This window comes from Boseongicola sp. (assembly GCF_057460485.1).
On sequence record NZ_JBVCWP010000040.1, the window covers coordinates 1 to 20,609 of the forward strand.

Sequence of the window (20,609 nt, forward strand, 5' to 3'; positions counted from 1 at the left end):
CGACGAGGAATGCTACAATTTTTTCAAAGCTGCTGGATACGGAACCGATTAAACCCGACACGCTCTAGCGGCGATTTCTACGGTGATCATGATACAGAACAGAGCAGGCAATCGCGCAGTCTGGTTGGAAAGTCTCTAAGGTGCAGTCCGAAAAACGGATCTGCCGTCAGTCCGTTTCGGCGACGAAATGCCCATCAGACACCTGCAAGATTTGGTGGCGGATCACGTTATGACCAATGGGATGCAGAGGTGTCGGCACATCGTCGGAAATCCTGTTTTCCACCATTCGCTCAAATGATGGATCTGGGACAGGCACCGCGGCCATCAGCCGCCGCGTATAGGGATGTTGCGGATTGCCGAATACCTGCCCACGGCTGCCGATCTCAACGATCTGGCCCAGATGCATGACCGCGACGCGGTCAGAGATATTTTCCACCACCGCCATATCATGACTTATAAACAACATCGCGATGCCAAATTCGTCCTTGAGTGCTCGCAACAGGTCAAGAACCCGCGCCTGCACCGACACATCCAGCGCCGAGACGCTTTCGTCTGCAACAATCAGTTTCGGCGTGAGTGACAGCGCGCGGGCGATGCATATCCGCTGACGTTGTCCGCCTGAAAATTCATGAGGGTAGTTATCAAGCTGCGCCTCAGTCAACCCAACTTTGTCCATCAATGCAGCGGCTTGGGCGCGGCGACTGGCGGCGTCGTGCTCGCCATGAATAAGCAGTGGCTCTGCAATCTGTTCGCCCACAGTCATCCGGGGGTCCAGTGCTGCCATGGGATCCTGAAACACGATCTGCGTGACCGCACTCAGCCGCCTTCTCGTCTGTGCGGTCATGGTGCCAACCCGTTGCCCCGCGATATGGATCGCCCCCTCATGTGGCACGAGCCCGACGATGGCGCGTGCGATCGTCGATTTCCCACATCCAGATTCCCCCACAAGGGAAAATGTCTCTCCTGTCCGAATGTCAAAACTCACACTTTCCACCGCGTGAACCCGGTGTGTTACGCGGTTCAAGACGCCGCCTCTGATATCATAACGCACCTGAACGTCACGCAGATCGGCGATGACTGGTGCCTCTTTTCGCGATATAGGCACGCCGCCCTGGCCCATGCGCGGCACAGCTGCAAGCAAGTCACGCGTGTATGTCTGCTGAGGGGCAGCGAAGATTTGATGGACTGTGCCGGTCTCCTCGATCTGGCCTTGGCGCATGATAACGACACGGTCAGCCATTTCCGCAACGACGCCCATGTCGTGGGTTATCAGCAAAATTGCGGTGCCTTGCGCCTTTTGCAGATCGCGCAGCAACTCCAGAACTTCCCGCTGAACGGTTACATCAAGAGCGGTCGTTGGTTCGTCGGCGATCAGCACGTCGGGCTTTAGTGCAAGCGCCATCGCGATCATTACACGCTGTCGCATCCCGCCGGATAATTCATGTGGGAATTGGTGCATCCTGCGGTCGGGTTCTGACATGCGAACGGCGCGCAGGGCTGCCAGTGCTTCGGACCGCGCAGCGGCGCGGGATAGCGGCGCGTGGGCGCGGATTGCCTCGATCAATTGGGTTCCGATGGTCATGATCGGGTTGAGGCTGGTCATCGGTTCCTGAAAAATCATCGCGACACGGTTGCCGCGCAGCGCACGCAGATCTGCCTCAGGAAGGGTCGTCAGGGTTTCGTGGCCCAGCATAATACTGCCGCCTGACACCCGCACGGCAGGCGGCGGCAAAAGCCCCATGATCGCAAGCGACGTGATCGATTTCCCCGACCCGCTTTCGCCTGCCAGCGCCAACGTTTCGCCGCGTGCCAGCGTAAAGTTGATATTCTTGATAAGCGGCAAAGGACCGGTCTGGGTCTCCACCGAAACAGAAAGGTTTTGCACCGACAGGGTCGGCTCAGGAACGTCTGACGCCGGGGCGGCGTCAGACGGATGTTTAGCGGTCAGGTTCATTCAAACACGCAGCGCGGAAAGTAGAAGCTGACGACCCAATTTGGCATATCCACGATCTCAGATATCCGCAGGTCACCGCAGGTGCTGACCAGCATATAGGCGTCAACCGCCGCCATGCCGCGCGTGGCGCAAAGGAAATCGACCATGCTGGAAACCGCATCTCGGCTGGCGGTCATCAGGTCAGGACCAATGCCGGTTGTGACCTCATAGCCCTTGGCATCCAGATGCCGAGTGACAGGCCCAGGCGTGGTGAAGCGCGGCGTCTTGAGGTTGGCCCCTTTCACCAGATCAAGTTTCAGAACCACGTCCATCGGGCTTTCAATCGCAGTGCCGCAGACTTCACCATCACCTTGAGCGGCGTGGGTATCGCCGACACTGAACAGCGCACCTGCAACCTCAACCGGCAGATAGAGCGTGGTGCCAGCCGCCAAATCGCGAATGTCCAGATTGCCACCGACGCGCCGGGGCGGCACGATGGAATGCAGACCGAGTTCCGCCAGCGCATTGCCGATGGTCCCCGCAAAGGGTTTGAGCGGCACAGCCCCTTCCTTGCCAAACATTGCTGGTGCCATGCTATCTGGATCATATGTCCAGACATGCAGGGCAGGATCGGTGAACTGATCCGCCAGCAGACCAAAACCAGGGATATTCGCAGTCCAGCCCCAGCCTTTGCCGTCCTGCGCCTGCGGCGTAAAACTGTCGAGCGTGATTTTCAGCGCATCACCCGGTTCCGCCCCTTCGACCCAGATCGGGCCAGAGACAGGGTTGATTTTGCCGAAGTCTAGCGTTGCTACATCCGCCACGGTGGACGACGGGCCAAGCTGGCCCGCCGAACTGTCGTGGCAGTGAAATTTGATCGTCTGGCCCGGTTCCACCCGTTCGACCGGGTCAAATGAATTGTCCCAACCGAAATGATGTTGCGCGCCGTGGATCGTATAATCACAAGCCTTGCACATGGTCTTACTCGGTCACGTAGACGTAGTCGTAGTTCACCGGGATCGACACCGGATCAACATAAAGGCTGTCGTCACCGCCCATGCGTGCAGATTTCATCGTGTAGCGCTGTTCGTTGAACACCGGCACCCAAGGCGCTTCTTCCATCACCTTCATGTAGACGTCAGACCACATTGCCAGCCGCTCTGGTGCTGTCGGGTCCAGCATGCTGTCAGCGGCAGTCGCTTCGGCGTCGATTTCTTCAACACAGAACTTCGACCAGTTCCAGCCGCCTTCCTCTGCGCCTGCACAGCCCAGGATCGGACCAAAGAAGTTGGACGGATCTGGGAAGTCAGCAATCCACGCCATGCCGCCAGACCAGATCATTGGGGCGGTGCCAGCGCCGCCTGCTTCGATCACGTTGGCTTGTGCCAGCGATTGGATCGATGCGGAGACGCCAATCGACGCCAGATCCTGCTGAATCGCCTGTGCGATGCGCGGGTTGGGGTCGGTATTCATCACGAAAAGCTCGGTCTCGAACCCGTCAGCGAAACCCGCATCAGCCAGCATCTGCTTGGCAGTTTCGGGATCAAAGGCGTAACCTGCGTAACCTTCGGTATAACCAGGCATGGACGGTGGCAGCGGCTGTGTCGCTGGCACGGCGCGGCCGTTGATGATCTGGGTGATCCGGTCCTTGTTGATCGCCATATTGATCGCCTTGCGGACATCGACATTGTCGAGCGGAGGAATGGTGACGTTCAGGGTGATATAGCCGGTTTGCAACTGACCACCTTCGACCACGCGCGCGGCCTGTTCGGGATCGCCCATTACCTCTTGGAATTGAGCGGGTGGTATGCCGTCACCGGGCACGTCTACTTCGCCGTTCTGCAAGCGCAGCAGTGCCACAATGGGTTCCTGTCCAACCTCAAAGGTCACGGTGTCCAGATAGGGCAGCCCCGCGCGCCAGTAGTCGGGGTTCTTGGCGAACACCAACCTTTGACCGATGGTCCATTCGTCCAGTTTGAAGGCACCTGTGCCCACCGGCATCTTGCCAAAATCGCCGTTGGCGGCATCCACAGCCTCTGACGGGACGATGGAAGCAAAGTTTAGAGCCATAACATGCAGGAAGGTTGCGTCGGGGCGTGACAATGTGATTTCAACCGTGGCGGGGTCGATGACGGTGACCCCCCCCAGCGACGTTGTAGATCCATCTGCCATTGCGTCATAACCTGCAATTGCCCCAAAGAAGCCCGCGCCGGGTGACTGGGTGACTGGGTTGGTGACACGGTCGAGCGAGTATTTCACATCGTCCGCCGTCATCTCGCGCCCGTTATGGAACTTGACGCCGGTGCGCAGGTGGAAGGTGAAGGTCATGCCGTCTTCGGACACGTCATAGCTTTCAGCCAGACCGGGGCGCAATTCGGTAGTGCCGGGGGCGTAATCCATCAGCCCGTCGAACAGCGATTTGATCATCGACCAGTTCTGCCAGTCATAGCCGATAGCGGGGTCCAGAGTGGCGACATCGTCCTTGTATGTCACGACGATCCCACCGCCGGATTGGGCGTTGGGGTCCAGCGTTTCCTGCGCAAAGGCTGGCATCGCCATTGCCGCGATCAGCGCGGTGGATGTGAGTAGTTTTTTCATTGTCTTTCTCCTGTTAGTGGTTACCGAATTCGAATACGGGGGTTGATCAGTGGTGTGATCAGATCGGCCAGCAGATTGCCCAGCACGATGGCGCAGGCGGACACAAGCGTGACGCCCATTATGATCGGAATGTCTACGCGCTGGATCGCCTGCCATGCCAACTGGCCAATACCGGGCCAGCCAAATACACCTTCGACGATCACGATGCCGCCCATGAAAATGCCAATATCAATACCGATCATCGCGATGATCGGTAGGATCGCGTTGGGCATGGCATGGCGCAGGATCACGCGGCGCCGGGTTAGCCCTTTGGCGCGGGCGGTGCGGATGAAATCGGCGCGCAGCACTTCGATCATGCTGGATCGCATCATCCGCGCATACCAGCCAGACCCCAGAATGCCCAAGGTCAACGCGGGCAACACCAGATGGGCGGGCGTGCCGTAACCACCAATCGGGAACCAGCCAAGCTTCACAGCGAACAGGTAGAGAAGCAATAGTGCGACCACGAATTGTGGCGCCGACACAGTAACGAATGAGGTCATCATCAACCCACTATCCACCGCGCGCCCACGCCATAGGGCAGCAATGACGCCCATGGTCAGCCCGATCACCAGCTCCGCCCCGATCCCCGCCGCCATCAGCAGCAAGGATGCTGGCAAGCGCGCAGCAATCAGGGTTGCCACATCGGTTTTTTGCAAATAGCTGCGACCCATGTCGCCCTGCAACAGCCCGGCCATATAGCGCCCGTATTGCACGATAAACGGCTGATCCAGACCCAGTTGCGCCCGGATATTCGCCACCGTCTGCGGTGTCGCCGATCGGCCAGCGATCTGGCGCACTGGGTCGGCGGGCAGAACGTAGAGCAAAAAGAAGGTAATCAGCGACACGCCCAGCAGAATCAAGGCGGCCTGCACCAGTCGTCGCAGCATATAGCCCGCCATCAGTCCGACCCCCGCAGCGTTGGGTCCAGCACATCGCGCAGCGCGTCGCCGACGAGATTGAAAGCCAGCGCCAGCACAACGATGGCGGCGCCGGGAAAGAACACCAACCAAGGGGCGGCCTGAAAATAGGTCTGGTTTTCAAAGATGATGTTGCCCCAGCTTGGCGTGGGTGGCTGCACACCTACGCCAAGGTAGGACAAAGTCGCCTCAAGCAGCACAGTCGTCGAAATTCCTAGCGTGCCCCAGACGATGATCGTCGGCACGAGATGCGGCAGAATATGCTTAAACAGAATGCGCGCTGTGCTCGCACCCAACGTCCGCTCAGCGGCGATGAAATCCCGGGCGGTCAGGGCGGTTGTTTCGGTATAGATGACCCGTGCCGTTTGTACCCAGTTCACCATCGCGATCACGAACGCCACAATCCAAAGCGACGGCTGAAAGACGGCCGCAAGGCAAATGGCCAACAGCAGGGCTGGGAAAGCCATCATCAGATCGGTAAACCGCATCAGAACGGCACCAATCCACCCCTGAAAAAAGCCCGCTGTCAGTCCGACCACCGTCCCGATGATCAATGCGATCCCGTTGGCAACGACACCGATTATCAATGAGGTCCGCGCGCCATAAAGCAACCGGCTGAACAGGTCGCGTCCCAAAAGATCCGTGCCCAGCAGGTATTCGCCACCCGGCGGCAGTGGCTCTCCAAAGAGCGTCAGACCATCGAAATGCTGCTCGAACGGATCATAGGGCGCGATCCACGGCGCGAGGATCGACGCACCAAAAATAAGAATAACCAGCGCCATGCCCACTAGCGCCATCTTGCGGCGCCGCAGCCGCACCCATGCGCTGTCCGGGCGACGCGCGATGGATTTCATCGTCGTATCACTCATGCAGCACCACCCTTCGGGAAGCCTTGGGTTGGGCAGTTGATCCGGGCAAGAACACGGCTAGCGGCCTCTTCAAGCGAGATCCGCGCGTCCATCGCTTCGGCCCGCAGTGCCGCATAAGCGGCCTGTTCCGAACCGCTGCTTTCCATTAGCCTGACCACGGCTTGCACCACGGTCTGGCGCTCGCCCAGACGCCGGCGCAGATCGGCTACATTTGCCGCCAGCGCTTGCCGCGCCTCAAAGGCGTGGCTCGCAATCAACAACGCGCTGTAAACGCCGCTATCGCCGATAGGCTTCAAAATCTGCGCATTGGCGCCTGTAGACAGGGCCCATTCCACGCGACCCGGCGCCTCTGACCCGATCAATGCTATCAGTGGCATCGGAGCCTCGCCCTGCGTCCACGGAAACTGTTCATCGAACCCCATATCAGCGTCGAAGAACACGAAATCAGCGGCCAGTGCATCGGCCTGCAATTCCGGCCAGCAGGCGTCGACCTTCAGGCCGACGGCCTGCAACTGCCGCGTCAGCGCCGTCACGACCGGATGTGGGCGATGCAACACGATGGCATGCGCGCCACCCAGATCGACGGTCCGGACATTCCGCCTCATGACACGATCCGCAACTGATGGTGCGCCCCAACCGGAACCGGCCGCGTCAAATACGGATCACCCGGCAGCACGCCACCGTCAAAGACCACGCGAAAGGCGCCATCCTGGACCCGCGCGATCAGGACCGGTTGGTCGGTGTGATGGGTCTTGGCATCGATCCCGCTGTTCAGCCCCGCGGGCGATTGCAGCAAGTCCCCAATATTTAGGCTCTGTTCCGCAGTTCTGTCTTCCAGTAGGTCCGCCAAAGCCTGAACGGCACAATCCGCTGCCGCCTCGTGACTGCTACCGAAGGCACGGGGGTCTTGTCGAAAATAAGGACCGGTGGCGATCAGACCTTCTGCAAAGTCAGCGATTTCGCCAAGTTCGCATTCAGTCAAGTTGCACGACAGAACCGGACAATTATCTGGCCTAAATCGAGCATCGCTTTCACCAAGGGCGGCATAGGCTTTGAGGAACGCATATGACGATGGCCCGATCAGGGAATTGAGGATGAAATCGGGTGCCGTGGCACGAATTTCGTCAATCATCCTGTCCACATCGACGGCGCCAATCGGCAGATAGCGTTCTCCTAGCACGTCGCCGCCAGCGGCAAGGATCGTCTCGCGCGCAAGGCGATTCATTTCCCAACCCCAGATATAGTTGCTGCCAGTCAGAAAGCCTCGTCGCCCATATGTCGGGAATGTCCAATTCAGCAGTGGCAATAGGTGCTGGTTCGGACAGGAATGAAGATACACAACATGATCCGATGCCTCGAATCCCTCATAAGGAACAGCATACCATAAGGTTCCGCCGTATTTTTCCAGCGTCGGGATGACCTCCTTACGGCTCCAAGAGGTGACGCAGCCGATGATATGGCGTGCTGGAGTCTCGGCCAGGATTTCCTCACACAGCGGACCGTATAGATCCACATTGCCACCGGGATCGCGCGATACCGATTCAAATGCAATCGACCGCGTGGGATCTGCATTAAGCCGCGCGATGGCATTTTCCGCGCCTGTCAGGCATGCCTCGCTTATCCGGGCATAGCTGCCACTGCGGGAAAAAAGCAGGCCTAGTGTTACGATGCGTTTCACAGAAGTCCCCGATAAAACAAACAACCCCGTCCTGTGACGCCTTGAAAACAAGGCGAACAGATCGGGGCGCGAATGCCGAGTAATGTTTAGCTAGATTGACGATAAAGGTGTAGCGGCTCCTCACGACAGTCAAGATCTTTATGCGTACTGGCAGATCTTTCCAGGAATGAAGACAGAGAGCTTAGAAAATAGACAAATTTTTCATAATTTTTTCCAAATTCGCTCTTAACTGCCACAAAATATATTGGCCATTCTCTGGACGTTATTGAATTCGGTAGAGATTGGGAAGGCAGTGCGAATATCTTCTTCGCCCTGGTACGACATTGCCGTGGACTAACCTGGACGTTTGATAGACCAAGATACATGTGTGAAGTTCCACAACTAATTCTGCTCTGGGCTCGAACCGGACCGCTGCGACGCAGCATCCTCAGCTATGTGCGTCGCCCCATGTTTGCAAGCAAACCACTGTCAGGCAGCGGGTGTGAATTCTCGGCCCGGTTGTTGAGCCAGCGCCCTGTTTCCTGGCGATCTGCGTTGTCGATGACCTTCATCGCGGCGCCGTAAGACCGCAGTAGATCGGTCACGATGACATGTGGTTGGCCAAAGCGCTTCATTGTTTTCCTGAATTTCAACGCCGCTTTGCGGTCGCAGCGCTTGGCAACATAGCTTTCCAGCACCTCACCTTCGTGATCTACAGCTCGCCACAGGTAGTGCGTTTCACCGTTGATCTTCACAAAAACTTCGTCCAGATGCCATTGCCAATTCGAATGAGCACGCATCCGATTGACCCGGTTTTCACGGATTTCAGCGGCGAACATTAGGCCAAATCTGTTCCACCAGAACCGCACCGTTTCGTGGCTGACGTCGATCCCGCGCTCGTGCAGCAGGTCCTCGACATTCCGAAGTGAAAGAGGAAAACGGACATACATCATCACCGCCAGACGGATGATTTCCGGACTTGTCTTGAAATAGCGAAATGGGCTGCATTTTGTCATCCGACCAGGCTACGAAAACACCCTGCCCGGCTCAAGCCGGTTTTATCTGACAGTGCCCCCTGCCCGTCTCAACTCAAATCCTTCTGACAAAACCGCGAGGGCCGCCCAATTAAGACGACCCTCAAAAAAACGGCATTTACCGTTCAACTACGCCTACTTCAGTGAAGCAATAAACGCATCGACCTCGTTCAACGACATGTACTCGACCTCGTCTGTGCCGCTTTCCGAGAACGACCAAACAACTGCAGGAGCGGACACGTCGCCGTTGCCATCAAAGCGCACGTTGCCTGTGGCCCCTTGGAACATCACCGTTCCGCCACCAGCAAGCACCTCTTTCGCAGCTGCAAAGCCCGCAGTATCCGCGCTGACCGGCGTGCCGTTCGGATCAGTGACCTTGGCGATCGCTGCGGCAACATCCGCACCCGACGCGTCCTTACCAGCCGCCTCCATCGCCAAAAGAGCTATCATCGCCGCGTCATAGCTGTTTGCCAGACCGGGGCCGTTCGGCTCAGAGTCAAACCGCTCCAAGTAAGCTGCACGGAAGGCATCGGCACTGTCCGAACGTGGCGAGGCCGTATCGGTGCCAAGTGTCGAGCCAAGGTACTGCATGCCGACATTATCGCGGAATTCATCAGATTTAAGCGAATTGGCAAGGATCATGTTCTGGGTCCCACCAAGCGAGATCCACTCGCGGACTGCGGCTGTGCCCTCGGCCGGATAAAGCGCGAGGTAAAGCGCTTCGGGCTGGCTGCCCAGCGCCTCCGTCACTTCCGCACGATAGCTCGGCTGTCCGTCATTGACCGCAACCGAAGATGTTACCTCGACGCCAACGGCAGCAAAATCAGCGGCGATCAAGCGGGCCATGTCCTGCCCCCAGTCGTCGTTTTTGTACATGACGGCCACGGTTTTGTAGCCTTGGTCGGCGGCGACCTTGGCACCCACTGCGGACTGTACGCCGGTGGTGGCAAATGTACGGAACCACAAACCCTTGGTCTTACCCTCTTCGGCCAATCCAGTGAACGCGGTTGACGAGGAACAACAGGACATCTGCAGTACACCGCTCGGCACAGTCACTGACGTCAGGATCGGCATCGACACGCCTGAGGACACGGCGCCCAGCAGCACGCTGACCCCGTCAAGATCGACAAGCGCCTTAGCCGCATCCACGCCCACTTTGGGGTCCACTTGAGTGTCACGCAGCACCATTTCGATCTGACAGCCCGCAACACCACCAGCGGCATTCACCTGATCAACAGCGAATTGCGCGGTTTCGGCAATGGGTCGGCCCCAGTCAACTGACGTGGGCAACACGGCTCCGATCTTGGTTGTGCAATCTTGTGCGTGCGCTGTGCCGGACATCATCGCCAGCCCCAGAGCAAGGCCCAGTACGCCCCCTAAATTCTTGAATTTAAACATATTCCTTCTCTCCCTACTCATTCGATGGGGGGTTTCCCCTTTGTGAGACGACAAGCCGTTCCGGCAGCAACCCTTGTGGCCGCCACATCAACATGCCGACTATGACAGACCCGATCAGTATGAATTGAACCGAGCCGGTGTAAAGCTGTGCCTCAACGGGCGCAAAACGTGACAGCGCCCAACCCGAAGTCGTCCACGCGCCCCAGATAAGAAACGCTCCGAAAATCGCGCCCTTATTATTGCCCGCGCCGCCCACAATTAGCATCGCCCAGATTTGGAAAGTCAACGTGGGCAGCACATCTTGCGGGCTGACAAAGGCGTAAAATGTGCCGTAAAGCCCACCGGCCAGACCAAGGATCACGGAGCCGGTGATGAAGGCCGTCAGTCGAATTTTTGAAGGGCTTTTGCCAAGGGATTGCGCCGCTTCTTCATCCTCTCGGATCGCGCGCAACAGGCGTCCAAAGGGTGAGGAGACAAGGCGTTCAAGGAATAGATAGGTGGCGATCAGGATCAGCAGGACGACTGCGAAGAACAGCAGATTGTACAGGAAACCGTCCCCCAAGGCCGCGCGCAGCGGCCTCTCGAACCCACGAACGCCCTTGGCGCCGCCTGCCAGCCATTCCGCGTTGCGCATCAGGTTCTCGAAGGCAACGGCAACGCCAAAAGTCGCTATGGCCAGATAATCGTGCCTGAGACGCAGGGTCAGCAAGCCAACCACCCACGCCATCAGCCCCGCCGCCACCATTCCGCCTAGCAATGCGAACGGGTAGAACAGACCAAAGCCCCCCAGATGACCGGCCTGTGGCGTGCCGCCCAAAATCAACGTGCCGTAAGCGCCCGCGCCGAAGAACGCGACGACACCGCCGTTGAAAAGCCCGGTGTTGCCCCACTGCAGGTTCAGCCCAAGCACCGCGATGGCAAGGATCGACGCGGTCGTTGCGAAGAACACAAGGTATGAGACCACGCCGATCATGCCCGCGCCTCGCCGAAAAGCCCGTTGGGGCGGATCATCAGAACCAAAAGGATCAGCAGAAACGGCACTGAAGGCGTATAGCCGGACGGCAGCACGACCAGCGCCATATTGCCCGCAATGCCCACAATGAAACCACCCAGAACGGCGCCGTAGACGCTGCCGATCCCGCCCACGATCGTGGCGGCGAATATTGGCAAGACGAGGTCCCGCCCCATCACCGGGATCAACTGGTGGCTCAGACCGTAAAACACACCAGCCACGGCGGCCAACCCGCCGCCAATCAGCCAGACCCACATGATGGTGCGTTGCAGGTTGACGCCGTTAACCTGCGCCAGCGACGGGTTCTCGGCCACCGCGCGCAACGAATAGCCAAAGGTGGTACGCGACAGTATCAGGTGCAGGATCAGCATCAATATCAGAGCGGCGATCAGGACGAAAACTTGATCAGGCTTCACAAGGATCAAAGGATCGCGGCTCAGGACCATGGCAAAGGCGATGTCGCGGGAATATAGCTCGGGACTTAGACCGAAGATCAGACCGATTACGTTACGGATCACCAGCGCCATGCCAAAGCTCGCAAAGACCATCGAAAGCTCTTGCCCCTTTTCGCGCACGCGTTTGAAAACGAGCCGGTCGATTACTAAAGCCGACAGCCCTGTCAGCACCATCGACGCGAAGATTGCAAAGATTAGGGCAAAGGTCAGCGAAAGTGGTGCAAGTTTCACCGCAAATACGGGCACAAGGTTTGAGACCAGCGCGTCAAAAACCAACGCCACATAAGCGCCCAGCGACAATAGCTCGGCGTGCGAAAAGTTGGCGAACCGCAGGATGTGCATCACCAGCGTCAGGCCAATTGCGCCCAGCGAGATGTAAGAGCCGGTCAGCACCCCGTCGATCAGGTTCTGGATCATGCGGCGCCCACCCGCCTGCCGCCAAGGTAGATCTCTCCTACGACCTTGTCGTTCAGCAATTCGAGCGCCGCCCCGTCCACCTGATTGCGCCCCTCGGCCAGAATGAAGCAATGGTCGGCCAGCCGAAGCGCCTGCTTAACGTTCTGCTCGACCAGCAGGATCGAAACGCCATCAGCAGTGAGCGCGCGGGCATGTTCCAACACCTCTTGTGCCGCCTTGGGCGACAGTCCGGCAGAAGGTTCATCCATCAGGATCAGGCGCGGGCTAGAGGCGAGCGCCATGGCGATTGCAAGGAACTGCCGCTGACCGCCCGACAGGGTGCCCGCCTTGTCTCGATGTTTGTCGGCCAGTGCAGGGAATTGTTCGAACAAACGGGCAAGTGCGGCTGTCGCATCGCCCGCTCGACGCAGGGCAAGGTCAAGATTTTGACGAATGGTCAGACTGCGAAAGATGTTGTCGGTTTGCGGGACATAGGCAATTCCGCGTTCCGAGATCTGATCAGTGCGAATGCCGGTTATATCATTGCCATCAAATGTAATCTTGCCACCACTGACAGGGATCAATCCGGCAATCGCCTTGATCAGCGTTGATTTGCCCGCCCCATTTGGCCCGATGATCAGAGTGATCTGCCCAGCTTGCGCCGTCAGCGCTACGTCTCGCAAGATGGGCAAATCAGGCACGTAGCCAGCGGTAACATCACTAACCTGAAGGATTAACTCACTCATCCGTAGTCGCCCCCAGATAAGCATCCAGCAGCACCGGGTTGGCCAAAGCTTCGTCGCTTGTGCCCTCGAAAATCACGCGTCCGGCGGCCAGCGCAATCACCGGATCGCAATGGCGCATGACGAAATCCATGTCGTGTTCAATGATCACAAAGGTGGTGCCTTGCCGGTTAAGCTCTTCAATCTTGCCGATGAGGGTTTCTGTCAGAACCGGGTTCACACCGGCAGCAGGTTCATCAAGCAGGATCAGCTTGGGATCGCCCATCAAGACGCGCGCCAGTTCAAGCAGCTTCATCTGACCGCCCGAAATCTGTCCCGCCGGATGGTCGGCAAGAGCCCCAAGTGTAACGAAATCCAGCACCTCCAAGGCCTTGTCGCGGATGCGCCGTTCCTCATCGCGCATGTGGGTGCGAAACAGGAATGGTCCCGTCACGGTCTCGCCGGTCTGTCCCGGCGGCGCGAGCATAACGTTTTCCAGCACACTCATTCGCACGAAAGGACGTGGGATTTGAAAGGTGCGCCCCAATCCAAGCGAAAACAACTGGTTGGGCGGCAGGCCACTGACATCGCGGCCTTCCAGCCGCACCGTACCGCCATCCGGCTTCAAAGCGCCGGTCAACAGATTGAAAAGTGTAGATTTCCCCGCACCGTTGGGGCCAATCAATCCAGTCATGGAACCACGGCGGACACGCAAAGACACGTTGTCCACAGCTTTCATCTGACCGAAGCTACGACTTAGGCTGTGAACAGAAAGGATCGCGTCATCCACTCCCAAGCACCTTGTCGTCAGGCTTGGTGTTCAGGTTGTATTTCATTATCCGCCCGTGCCGTCCGTTGCGGTCGCGTTCCAAAGCAAAGACCGACCCCTGAGGTCCTGGCGCAGCGGCCAGAACCGCCTGGATAGCAGCCTTGTCTTCGCCATCTATAGCGAAACGAAACACCTCAAGTGTTTGCGGCAGGTGCCGGGCATAACGCGCGCCCACGATGGCAGCGGCGACCCGAGGTTTGTCCAGCACCCAACGGGTGGCAACGCTGGAAAGCGAAACGCTGTGTTTGTCGCCGATTGACTTTAGCACCCTCAAGAGGCGCTGAAAAGTTTCCCACGATCCAAACTCGTCGATGATCAGACGGTATTTGATCAGACTGCGGTTCTCGAACTCGAACCCCGGGTCGGGCTGGTCCAGCCAACGCTCCGTCAGAAACCCGCCCGCCAAAGTACCGTAGCAAAGAAGTTGCACATCGTTCGCCAAGGCCCAATTCGTCAGTCCATTCTCGGGCCGCCGGTCCAGCAGGGAATACTGCACTTGCGTCGAAACTACGTCGAAGCCCGTATCAAGAAATGGCTGCGTTTCGGCCGCATCCCAGTTCGTGACGCCCAGATGCGCAACTTTGCCCTTCTCTTGACACCGCTTCAGCACCTCAAGCCCCACCTGAGGATTGCCCAAGGACACATCCCACCAAAAGAACTGCACTAGATGAAGCTGTTCGATCTGCAACCGCTTCAGCGACCGGTCGATGATCGCCTCGACATCCTTGGCCTGAATGTTCTCCAGCAACCCCAAATCCGGCACTAGCTTGGTGTGCACCCGCACCCGGTTCGCAACCGCGGCGCCGCGCCGCGCACGAATGTCGCCAATGAAATCGCCGATCATCTCTTCCACACCGACGTAAATATCCGCGCAGTCAAACGTGGTGATCCCAGCGTCCAGAAACGCCTCCATATCGCGCACCGCGTCCGTACGTTCCACGGGTCCGTGATCGCCAGCCAATTGCCAGCCGCCCTTGATCACACGCGAAATGGCATAGCCCGGGCGCAGCTGAATGGTGTCCAGACTCATGACTTGTCCGCTTGCCAATAGGCTTCGCCGCGTGCTTCTAGCAGGCCCGTTGTGGCGGCATGAGTGAAGCGACGCTTGCCCAGTCGCGTGATCCTGAACCGCCCGCCACAATGGGGATCGGGACAGGCAACTTCGGCATCCGTGCTAACCCAATCGTTGGGATCTGTCATCCGCTGCTTGACCGGCAAGAGAGGAAGCACCGCGGCCAGCGCATACATCGAAATGTGCGTTCCGGGTTCGAACACCAAAGTTTCTCCTTCCACCCGAAAGCTGTCGCCCTCTATGTGGCGGCAAACCGGCGTTCGGCCGTCCAGGACGGTCTCGACTTTCAAATCGTACAGCCAGAATTCCCCGGTCTTGCCTTGATCCATTCCCGTCCTTCTGCTGGACTGTCCCCAACACCTAGTCTTATCTGGGTAGGTTATCGAATGTGGCCTGGCTCACAAGCCCTTTTCGCCTGAAGTCACTTGGAAGCGAGGACGCCTTATGACCGCCCAAAACCGCCCAGACCGCCTTCGTCTTTCCGACAAGTTGGAGATTTCGCGCGTTCTGACAGGCCTCTGGCAGGTCGCCGACATTGAGAAGAACGGTGACACCATTGATCCCGAAGCGGGAGCCGATTGGCTGGACGCCTACGCTCAGCGTGGGTTCGACACCTTCGACATGGCCGATCACTATGGCAGTGCCGAGATCATCGCCGGACGTTTGCTGGCAAGGGGCGGAGCGCCGCGTCCGCTGGCTTTCACCAAATGGTGTCCAATGCCAGGCCCGATGACCCGCGACGTTGTGCGCGCCGGTGTTGAAAATCGGCTGACGCGCCTCGGTGTGGACTGCGTCGATCTGCTGCAATTTCATTGGTGGAGTTTTAAGCACGCTGCATGGCTTGATGCCCTGCACGAGCTTGCAGAGATGCGCAGCGAAGGTCTGATCGCCGAAATCGGCGTTACCAACTTTGACTCAGCACATCTGCAAATCGCCCTATCCGATGGCGTCCCGCTGTTGACCAATCAGGTATCTTTCTCGCTGGTTGACCGGCGCGCAGCAAATCAACTGTCCGCCCTTTGCGCTGCCACCGACGCCAAGCTTCTGGCTTACGGGACACTGTGCGGCGGCTTCCTGTCAGACCGTTGGTTGGCACAGGCCGAACCGAAGGACATCCCCGATTGGTCGAAAATGAAATACAAGCGTTTCATCGACGTGACCGGCGGCTGGGAGGCTTTCCAAGGCATTCTGTCCGCGGCGAACACGATTGCACAAAAACACAATATCTCGATATCAAACGTCGCCACACGATGGGTGCTGGAGCACCCTGCCGTCGCTGGTGTCATCGTCGGCGCGCGCCTTGGCGAACGCGTGCATACGGACGACAATCAGCGGCTCTTTTCGTTTGCATTGGATCGCGAAGATCACGACAGACTGGATGAAGCATTTTCAGCCACCCGCCAGGTGCCCGGCGATTGCGGCGACGAATATCGCAAACCGCCATTTCTGACGGCAAGCGGCGATCTCAGCCACCATTTGGATTCCATGCCAATGCTCCACAAGGCTACCGATGCGCCGCATCGCGCCGGCGGTAGGCAGGTTCTCAGCGGATCGAAATGGGAAGATATTGCGGGATATGCGCGCGCACAGAAGATCGGCAATCGTATCCTTGTCTCAGGCACGACGGCCACGGCTGGTGCTGACCGGGTTGTGGCTATTAACGATGCCGGCGCGCAAACGACCTACACTATCGACAAAATCCTGGCTGCGCTTGAAACCTTGGGGGCTTCTGTTGAAGACGTTGTGCGCACGCGCATTTATGTTGTGGACGAGGCCGACGTCGAAGCGGTTTCACGAGCACACGGGCTGTATTTCTGCGACATCAAACCGGCAAATACTTTAATTGTAGTTGCGGGATTGATTGGTGGATACCGCGTCGAAATTGAAGTCGAGGCGGTCAGCAATGACTGATAAACCCATTCGCAATTCGGAAGTTCTAAGCCGGAATGCGCGCGCACTCGACCTGGCGACCTAACCGAAGCGCGTCCACATTTGGAAACACTTTCGGAGGCTGGGGCGAAGCTGGTATTGATGTTATCACTCTGGTTGTCGAGAAATGGCTCCAAAAGCACGTCATGTGGGTCTTGGAAGAGTCGGGCACCGAGGTCCGCGACGCGATCGATGCATTCTTAGCTAATGTGCTGACTGACTGAAGGCCAACACCGCGCAGCCAAATTACCAGATACGCCGTTCTGCAAAGACTACGCGCTCTGACAGAGCTTTGCTTCAGCGGCTAGGCCGACAATGGGTTCAGGTTTTTTCTGCTGAACGCGCGCGCATTGCGCGAGTTCCAGTTCAGTCCCACAGCGGACAATATTCCCTTTACCACAACTAATGTACCAAAAACGATCGTTTGTGACACGACGATAGTGGCCAGAACTCAGCCATTGCGTGCAAAAGTGAAAGACATCCAATGGCGACCCAGAGCCCAAAGGTGCGCAAAACGGCAGCAGCACGGAAGGGAGGGCGTTCTACTTGGGAAATGCCGGCTTATTTTTCGGACGCGTCGTAGATTGCCGCTGCTTCGCAATTTGCGAATTCGAACGCGACATCGGCATAGGTTCGTGCTTCCTGCGCATAGTCGATCGCGGAATTGGCGAACACCGCCGCTTCGTTTGCAAACCGGCTGGTGTTGGTGACATAGGAATTCAGTGCGGCAACCCAAGTCTCGACGGCCGTGCCATAGGCGGTGATCTCGTCCCGAGGGCAATTCTCCTGCTCGGGCCCGGAAAGTCCGCGCAAGCATTCAGGAAGCACCGGTCGAAGCGCGGGATCAGGTGGCGCGGGCAGGATCGTGTAAAATTCAGGCGGCGTTGCCGCAAGACTGTCGGCCGCGCAATCCGCAAGGGCGGGCCCTGCCAGAAGCCCCAGGAGGACGACGATGCCAAGGCTGTTCGGGGCCATTTTTTGTCTCTCGTTCTGAATAGTTCCGGGGCATACTATCCCCAGCTCAGATCCTCAACAACTCAGGAAACTTCGTTTCCGACAGCCACAGAGTTTCGCGCGACATCCAATTCGCAGGACCCTGATAGGTGCAGGTGGTCAAAACTGACTGGCTCACATGACCTGATCTGCCAAAGGCTGCTTTGTCCCTGTGAGTTCAAAGGGTGGTCGCAACACTTTAGTCTTTTTGGAAAGATGGAGTGTTAAGCATGAAGTATCGTCAGCGGACATTTTATACGGCTCAACAGAAATCGGAGATGTGGGGTCGATGGCAGCGTGGAGAGCCACTGAGTTCAATTGGGCGGCGTTTTGACCGTGCATCGTCATCGATGGCTACAAAGATTGACGTCTATTTTTGTGATCCTCAGTCACCCCTCTCGGCAGATTGCTACGCAATCGCCTGCCGGGCAATGCGTGGCAAAGAGGGAGTAATGAAAACACCAATCGACTTCTTCGCCAGTACTTCCCGAAAGGCATTGATACATCGGGTTTTAGCCAAGCACAGCTGAGCGCAGTCGCTCGCCAGCTCAACGAGAGGCCTCGAAAGACCTTGCAATATCAAACCCCAGCAGAGAAATTTGAGGCGTGTGTTGCAGCAACCCGTTGAAACCACACGCGCATAGCAGACATCGGCGAACCCCGCAGCGAAGGTCTGCTTTCCGCCCCTTGTGTCGAGCGACACGACCGGCCCATTGCTGACCTTGACCGAGGGTTGCGATGCTGCGCCGCAGCTTCTCTGAAGCGGACCTTCGTACATTTTGCAGGCATTTCAATTCATCTAAGTCTGCAGTGCGGACGAAGTCGGCATGTCTTGAAATACCGGAAAGGGGAGCGTTTTGTCATCGAAGGACGCTAAACTGCCACCCAACCCGGCTCAAGCTAGATACCTCTGACAGGACCAGTCATGATCGTTCCATCCAATAGATGCACACTGAAAGTATCGTCCGGCAGTGCCTGACTGTAGTGAGCCAGACCCTGGAAAAGCCTGCGGTCACTGTCAGAACTCTCCGTCAGAACGGACGCGTCAAGGCGTGTGTAGACGTCCAAGCGGCCTGAGGGCACTCCGGCCAACTGCCCACCGTGCTCAAGCGCATAAAAGTCCTCCATAGCCAAACGCGCAGGGATTGAGCCGGACATCTCGGGCACACAAGAGCCTATCCTAGCCAGGATTTCCGCCAGCGTAGACCCTTCTAACGATGCGCAGAACGCCTCAGGCCAGTCTTGCACCAGAAAGCGCGTCCCAATGAGGCCCGCAAAATGCAGAGCCAAGAAGCTGTCGTAGTTATCGCTCTGAGCCAACTGCGACATTGGTTGTTCCGCAATGTAGTGCCCGAAGGCAGCATTAAACCCTGAGACCGACCCCAACCGAAGTGTTTCTATCCGAGCCTTTGTACCTTGCAAATCGACCAGTTTGAACGCCGCAGGAAAACTCGCCGTTGAAGGCACAGCGACATTTACCAGCCAATCATCTCCGACGGTCTGAGCACCAGTGCGGTTGATGTGCCAGTGCCCGCTGAAATGCAGTCCCATCCGAGTGCGCGCAAGCGCATGCGCCACGTCCAAAGTTGGCATGACACGTTCGGCCAACCCGCGCGGAACCCCACAAAGCACATCACAAGCCGGAAAGTGCGACATGGACAAAAGCTGCTTACCTGACGCCCTTGCGCGACGGGAGACATCGCTGATCCAGTCAAGCAGCCAAGCCTTGTGTCGCGATACGGCAGTCCAGCCCTCATTTCCAAAGTCACGCCATCCACTTTCGTTCGGCAAATAGACGTTTGCATCAATCGCCAGGATCCAAAGCCCTTCTACCGGCTCAACAAGATAAGACAGATCCGGCAATTCCACGGGGTCCCTTCCTGCCCGAGACACCATGCCAATGCGGCTTGCCAATTCATCTGACGAGCCAAAAGGAGTTTCCCAGTGCAGGTCGTCCGAATGGCGACAAAATCCGAACCCCGAGGCGTAGTTAAGAACGTCAGCTTGCCCGATCTGGAACATTTCTGGTGCGAAGCGTGCCGTCTCGTCAGATTTGTCGCCCGACACCGCAAAGGTCGTTCCATGGGAACTGACCATCTCCTTTCGCAAGGGCTTGCCATCGCCACACCACTGGTCATGGTTGCCCGGTGTCAAAAAGAACCGCATGTTATGTCGTTGAGAATAACGATCCAACACTTTCGCAGAAGCACGCCAATTAGGAGCTTGGCCATCGTCGGTCAGGTCTCCCGCTATCATCACGAGACGGACGCCTCGCTCGACCAGAATATCCAGTGCGCAAACCAAGGCCGCGGCGCCTTCGTTGAATACTCTTGTCGAGACGACGGACTCTGCGAGGCTGCGTACGCAATCCGCTGACTCGAGCCCATAGGAATGCCCGGCGCCAGAATCATGAAAATGAGGGTCCGCAAGAACTGCAACCTGCCCGCACCAACGATCAATCATAGTGTAGGATAATCCTCCGGCATGCGCCGCGCTTTCCGGTCAACTCACCTTGGTGGCCGACGCCGGTTTCCTATGACATCGCTGATAGGTTTCACGCAAATTCAACAGAATTAAGTATTGTCGTCAAACCGGGGAAACCCCGATTGCGAGCCATAACATTAGATGGCTTTACAAGGAAGTCAGAGAACGGGTCGTGGCGAACCATGCCACCCGCCTCTTCAACGATCAGCAAGCCGGCCGCCACATCCCAGATATTCAGTGCGGGTTCAAAAAAAGCATCGAACCATCCC

Annotated in this window: 17 protein-coding genes and 3 pseudogenes; 2 read left to right on the forward strand and 18 right to left on the reverse strand. The window is 57.6% G+C overall.

Annotated features, from left to right (window positions below):
* Positions 1-166: 166 nt before the first annotated feature.
* From AC221Y_RS07385 to AC221Y_RS07455, 15 genes and pseudogenes are all read right to left on the reverse strand, one after another.
* The gene (locus AC221Y_RS07385) at positions 167-1,954 is read right to left on the reverse strand and encodes an ABC transporter ATP-binding protein (protein WP_486707086.1); all 1,788 of its coding nucleotides are present in this window, start codon (positions 1,952-1,954) and stop codon (positions 167-169) included.
* A complete protein-coding gene (locus AC221Y_RS07390) occupies positions 1,951-2,910 on the reverse strand; it encodes an acetamidase/formamidase family protein (RefSeq protein WP_299750346.1) in 960 nt (319 codons plus the stop codon). Before AC221Y_RS07390 ends, AC221Y_RS07385 begins: the two co-directional genes overlap by 4 nt.
* Before the next feature lie 4 nt (positions 2,911-2,914).
* Positions 2,915-4,531 (reverse strand): ABC transporter substrate-binding protein, encoded by a 1,617-nt coding sequence (locus AC221Y_RS07395; protein WP_486707087.1) that lies wholly within the window; start codon positions 4,529-4,531, stop codon positions 2,915-2,917.
* 20 nt (positions 4,532-4,551) lie between these two features.
* Positions 4,552-5,472 carry an ABC transporter permease gene (locus AC221Y_RS07400; RefSeq protein ID WP_299750340.1) on the reverse strand — a complete coding sequence of 307 codons (921 nt, stop codon included), beginning with the start codon at positions 5,470-5,472 and terminating at the stop codon, positions 4,552-4,554.
* Positions 5,472-6,359, reverse strand: coding sequence for an ABC transporter permease (locus tag AC221Y_RS07405; RefSeq protein WP_299750337.1), 888 nt, complete (start codon positions 6,357-6,359; stop codon positions 5,472-5,474). Before AC221Y_RS07405 ends, AC221Y_RS07400 begins: the two co-directional genes overlap by 1 nt.
* Positions 6,356-6,964 (reverse strand): ANTAR domain-containing response regulator, encoded by a 609-nt coding sequence (locus tag AC221Y_RS07410; RefSeq protein ID WP_299750334.1) that lies wholly within the window; start codon positions 6,962-6,964, stop codon positions 6,356-6,358. Before AC221Y_RS07410 ends, AC221Y_RS07405 begins: the two co-directional genes overlap by 4 nt.
* Entirely contained in the window at positions 6,961-8,037 is a 1,077-nt protein-coding gene (locus AC221Y_RS07415) for a transporter substrate-binding protein (protein WP_299750331.1), read from the reverse strand. The genes AC221Y_RS07410 and AC221Y_RS07415 overlap by 4 nt, the downstream gene beginning before the upstream one ends.
* Before the next feature lie 479 nt (positions 8,038-8,516).
* A pseudogene (locus AC221Y_RS07420) lies at positions 8,517-9,032 on the reverse strand (IS6 family transposase); the annotation flags it as partial.
* Between the two features lie 153 nt (positions 9,033-9,185).
* A complete protein-coding gene (locus AC221Y_RS07425; protein WP_299750328.1) occupies positions 9,186-10,448 on the reverse strand; it encodes an ABC transporter substrate-binding protein in 1,263 nt (420 codons plus the stop codon).
* 13 nt (positions 10,449-10,461) lie between these two features.
* Complete coding sequence (locus AC221Y_RS07430; protein WP_299750325.1) at positions 10,462-11,421, reverse strand: branched-chain amino acid ABC transporter permease; 960 nt, start codon at positions 11,419-11,421, stop codon at positions 10,462-10,464.
* The gene (locus AC221Y_RS07435) at positions 11,418-12,332 is read right to left on the reverse strand and encodes a branched-chain amino acid ABC transporter permease (RefSeq protein WP_299750323.1); all 915 of its coding nucleotides are present in this window, start codon (positions 12,330-12,332) and stop codon (positions 11,418-11,420) included. Before AC221Y_RS07435 ends, AC221Y_RS07430 begins: the two co-directional genes overlap by 4 nt.
* Positions 12,329-13,057: an ABC transporter ATP-binding protein gene (locus AC221Y_RS07440; protein WP_299750320.1), complete on the reverse strand. Its 729-nt coding sequence runs from the start codon at positions 13,055-13,057 to the stop codon at positions 12,329-12,331. The genes AC221Y_RS07435 and AC221Y_RS07440 overlap by 4 nt, the downstream gene beginning before the upstream one ends.
* Positions 13,050-13,766, reverse strand: a pseudogene (locus AC221Y_RS07445) (ABC transporter ATP-binding protein); the annotation flags it as partial. The pseudogene AC221Y_RS07445 and the gene AC221Y_RS07440, both read right to left, overlap by 8 nt.
* 49 nt (positions 13,767-13,815) lie before the next feature.
* Positions 13,816-14,892 carry an aldo/keto reductase gene (locus AC221Y_RS07450; protein ID WP_299750315.1) on the reverse strand — a complete coding sequence of 359 codons (1,077 nt, stop codon included), beginning with the start codon at positions 14,890-14,892 and terminating at the stop codon, positions 13,816-13,818.
* The gene (locus AC221Y_RS07455) at positions 14,889-15,263 is read right to left on the reverse strand and encodes a TIGR04076 family protein (RefSeq protein ID WP_299750312.1); all 375 of its coding nucleotides are present in this window, start codon (positions 15,261-15,263) and stop codon (positions 14,889-14,891) included. Before AC221Y_RS07455 ends, AC221Y_RS07450 begins: the two co-directional genes overlap by 4 nt.
* A gap of 115 nt (positions 15,264-15,378) precedes the next feature.
* Here AC221Y_RS07455 and AC221Y_RS07460 point away from each other — a divergent pair, with 115 nt between their 5' ends.
* Complete coding sequence (locus AC221Y_RS07460) at positions 15,379-16,845, forward strand: aldo/keto reductase (protein ID WP_299750308.1); 1,467 nt, start codon at positions 15,379-15,381, stop codon at positions 16,843-16,845.
* Between the two features lie 579 nt (positions 16,846-17,424).
* On the opposite strand, the gene AC221Y_RS07465 is transcribed toward AC221Y_RS07460, so the two are convergent.
* Positions 17,425-17,838, reverse strand: coding sequence for a hypothetical protein (locus AC221Y_RS07465; RefSeq protein ID WP_299750305.1), 414 nt, complete (start codon positions 17,836-17,838; stop codon positions 17,425-17,427).
* A 308-nt stretch (positions 17,839-18,146) separates the two neighbouring features.
* Between AC221Y_RS07465 and AC221Y_RS07470 the strand changes: the two are divergent.
* A pseudogene (locus tag AC221Y_RS07470) lies at positions 18,147-18,484 on the forward strand (transposase); the annotation flags it as partial.
* Between the two features lie 272 nt (positions 18,485-18,756).
* Here the strand turns inward: AC221Y_RS07470 and AC221Y_RS07475 are convergent.
* Together AC221Y_RS07475 and AC221Y_RS07480 are read right to left on the reverse strand one after the other, a co-directional pair.
* A complete protein-coding gene (locus AC221Y_RS07475; RefSeq protein WP_486707088.1) occupies positions 18,757-20,319 on the reverse strand; it encodes a metallophosphoesterase family protein in 1,563 nt (520 codons plus the stop codon).
* Between the two features lie 91 nt (positions 20,320-20,410).
* On the reverse strand, positions 20,411-20,609 hold a 199-nt coding region (locus AC221Y_RS07480; protein ID WP_486707089.1), incomplete at its 5' end, for an inositol monophosphatase family protein.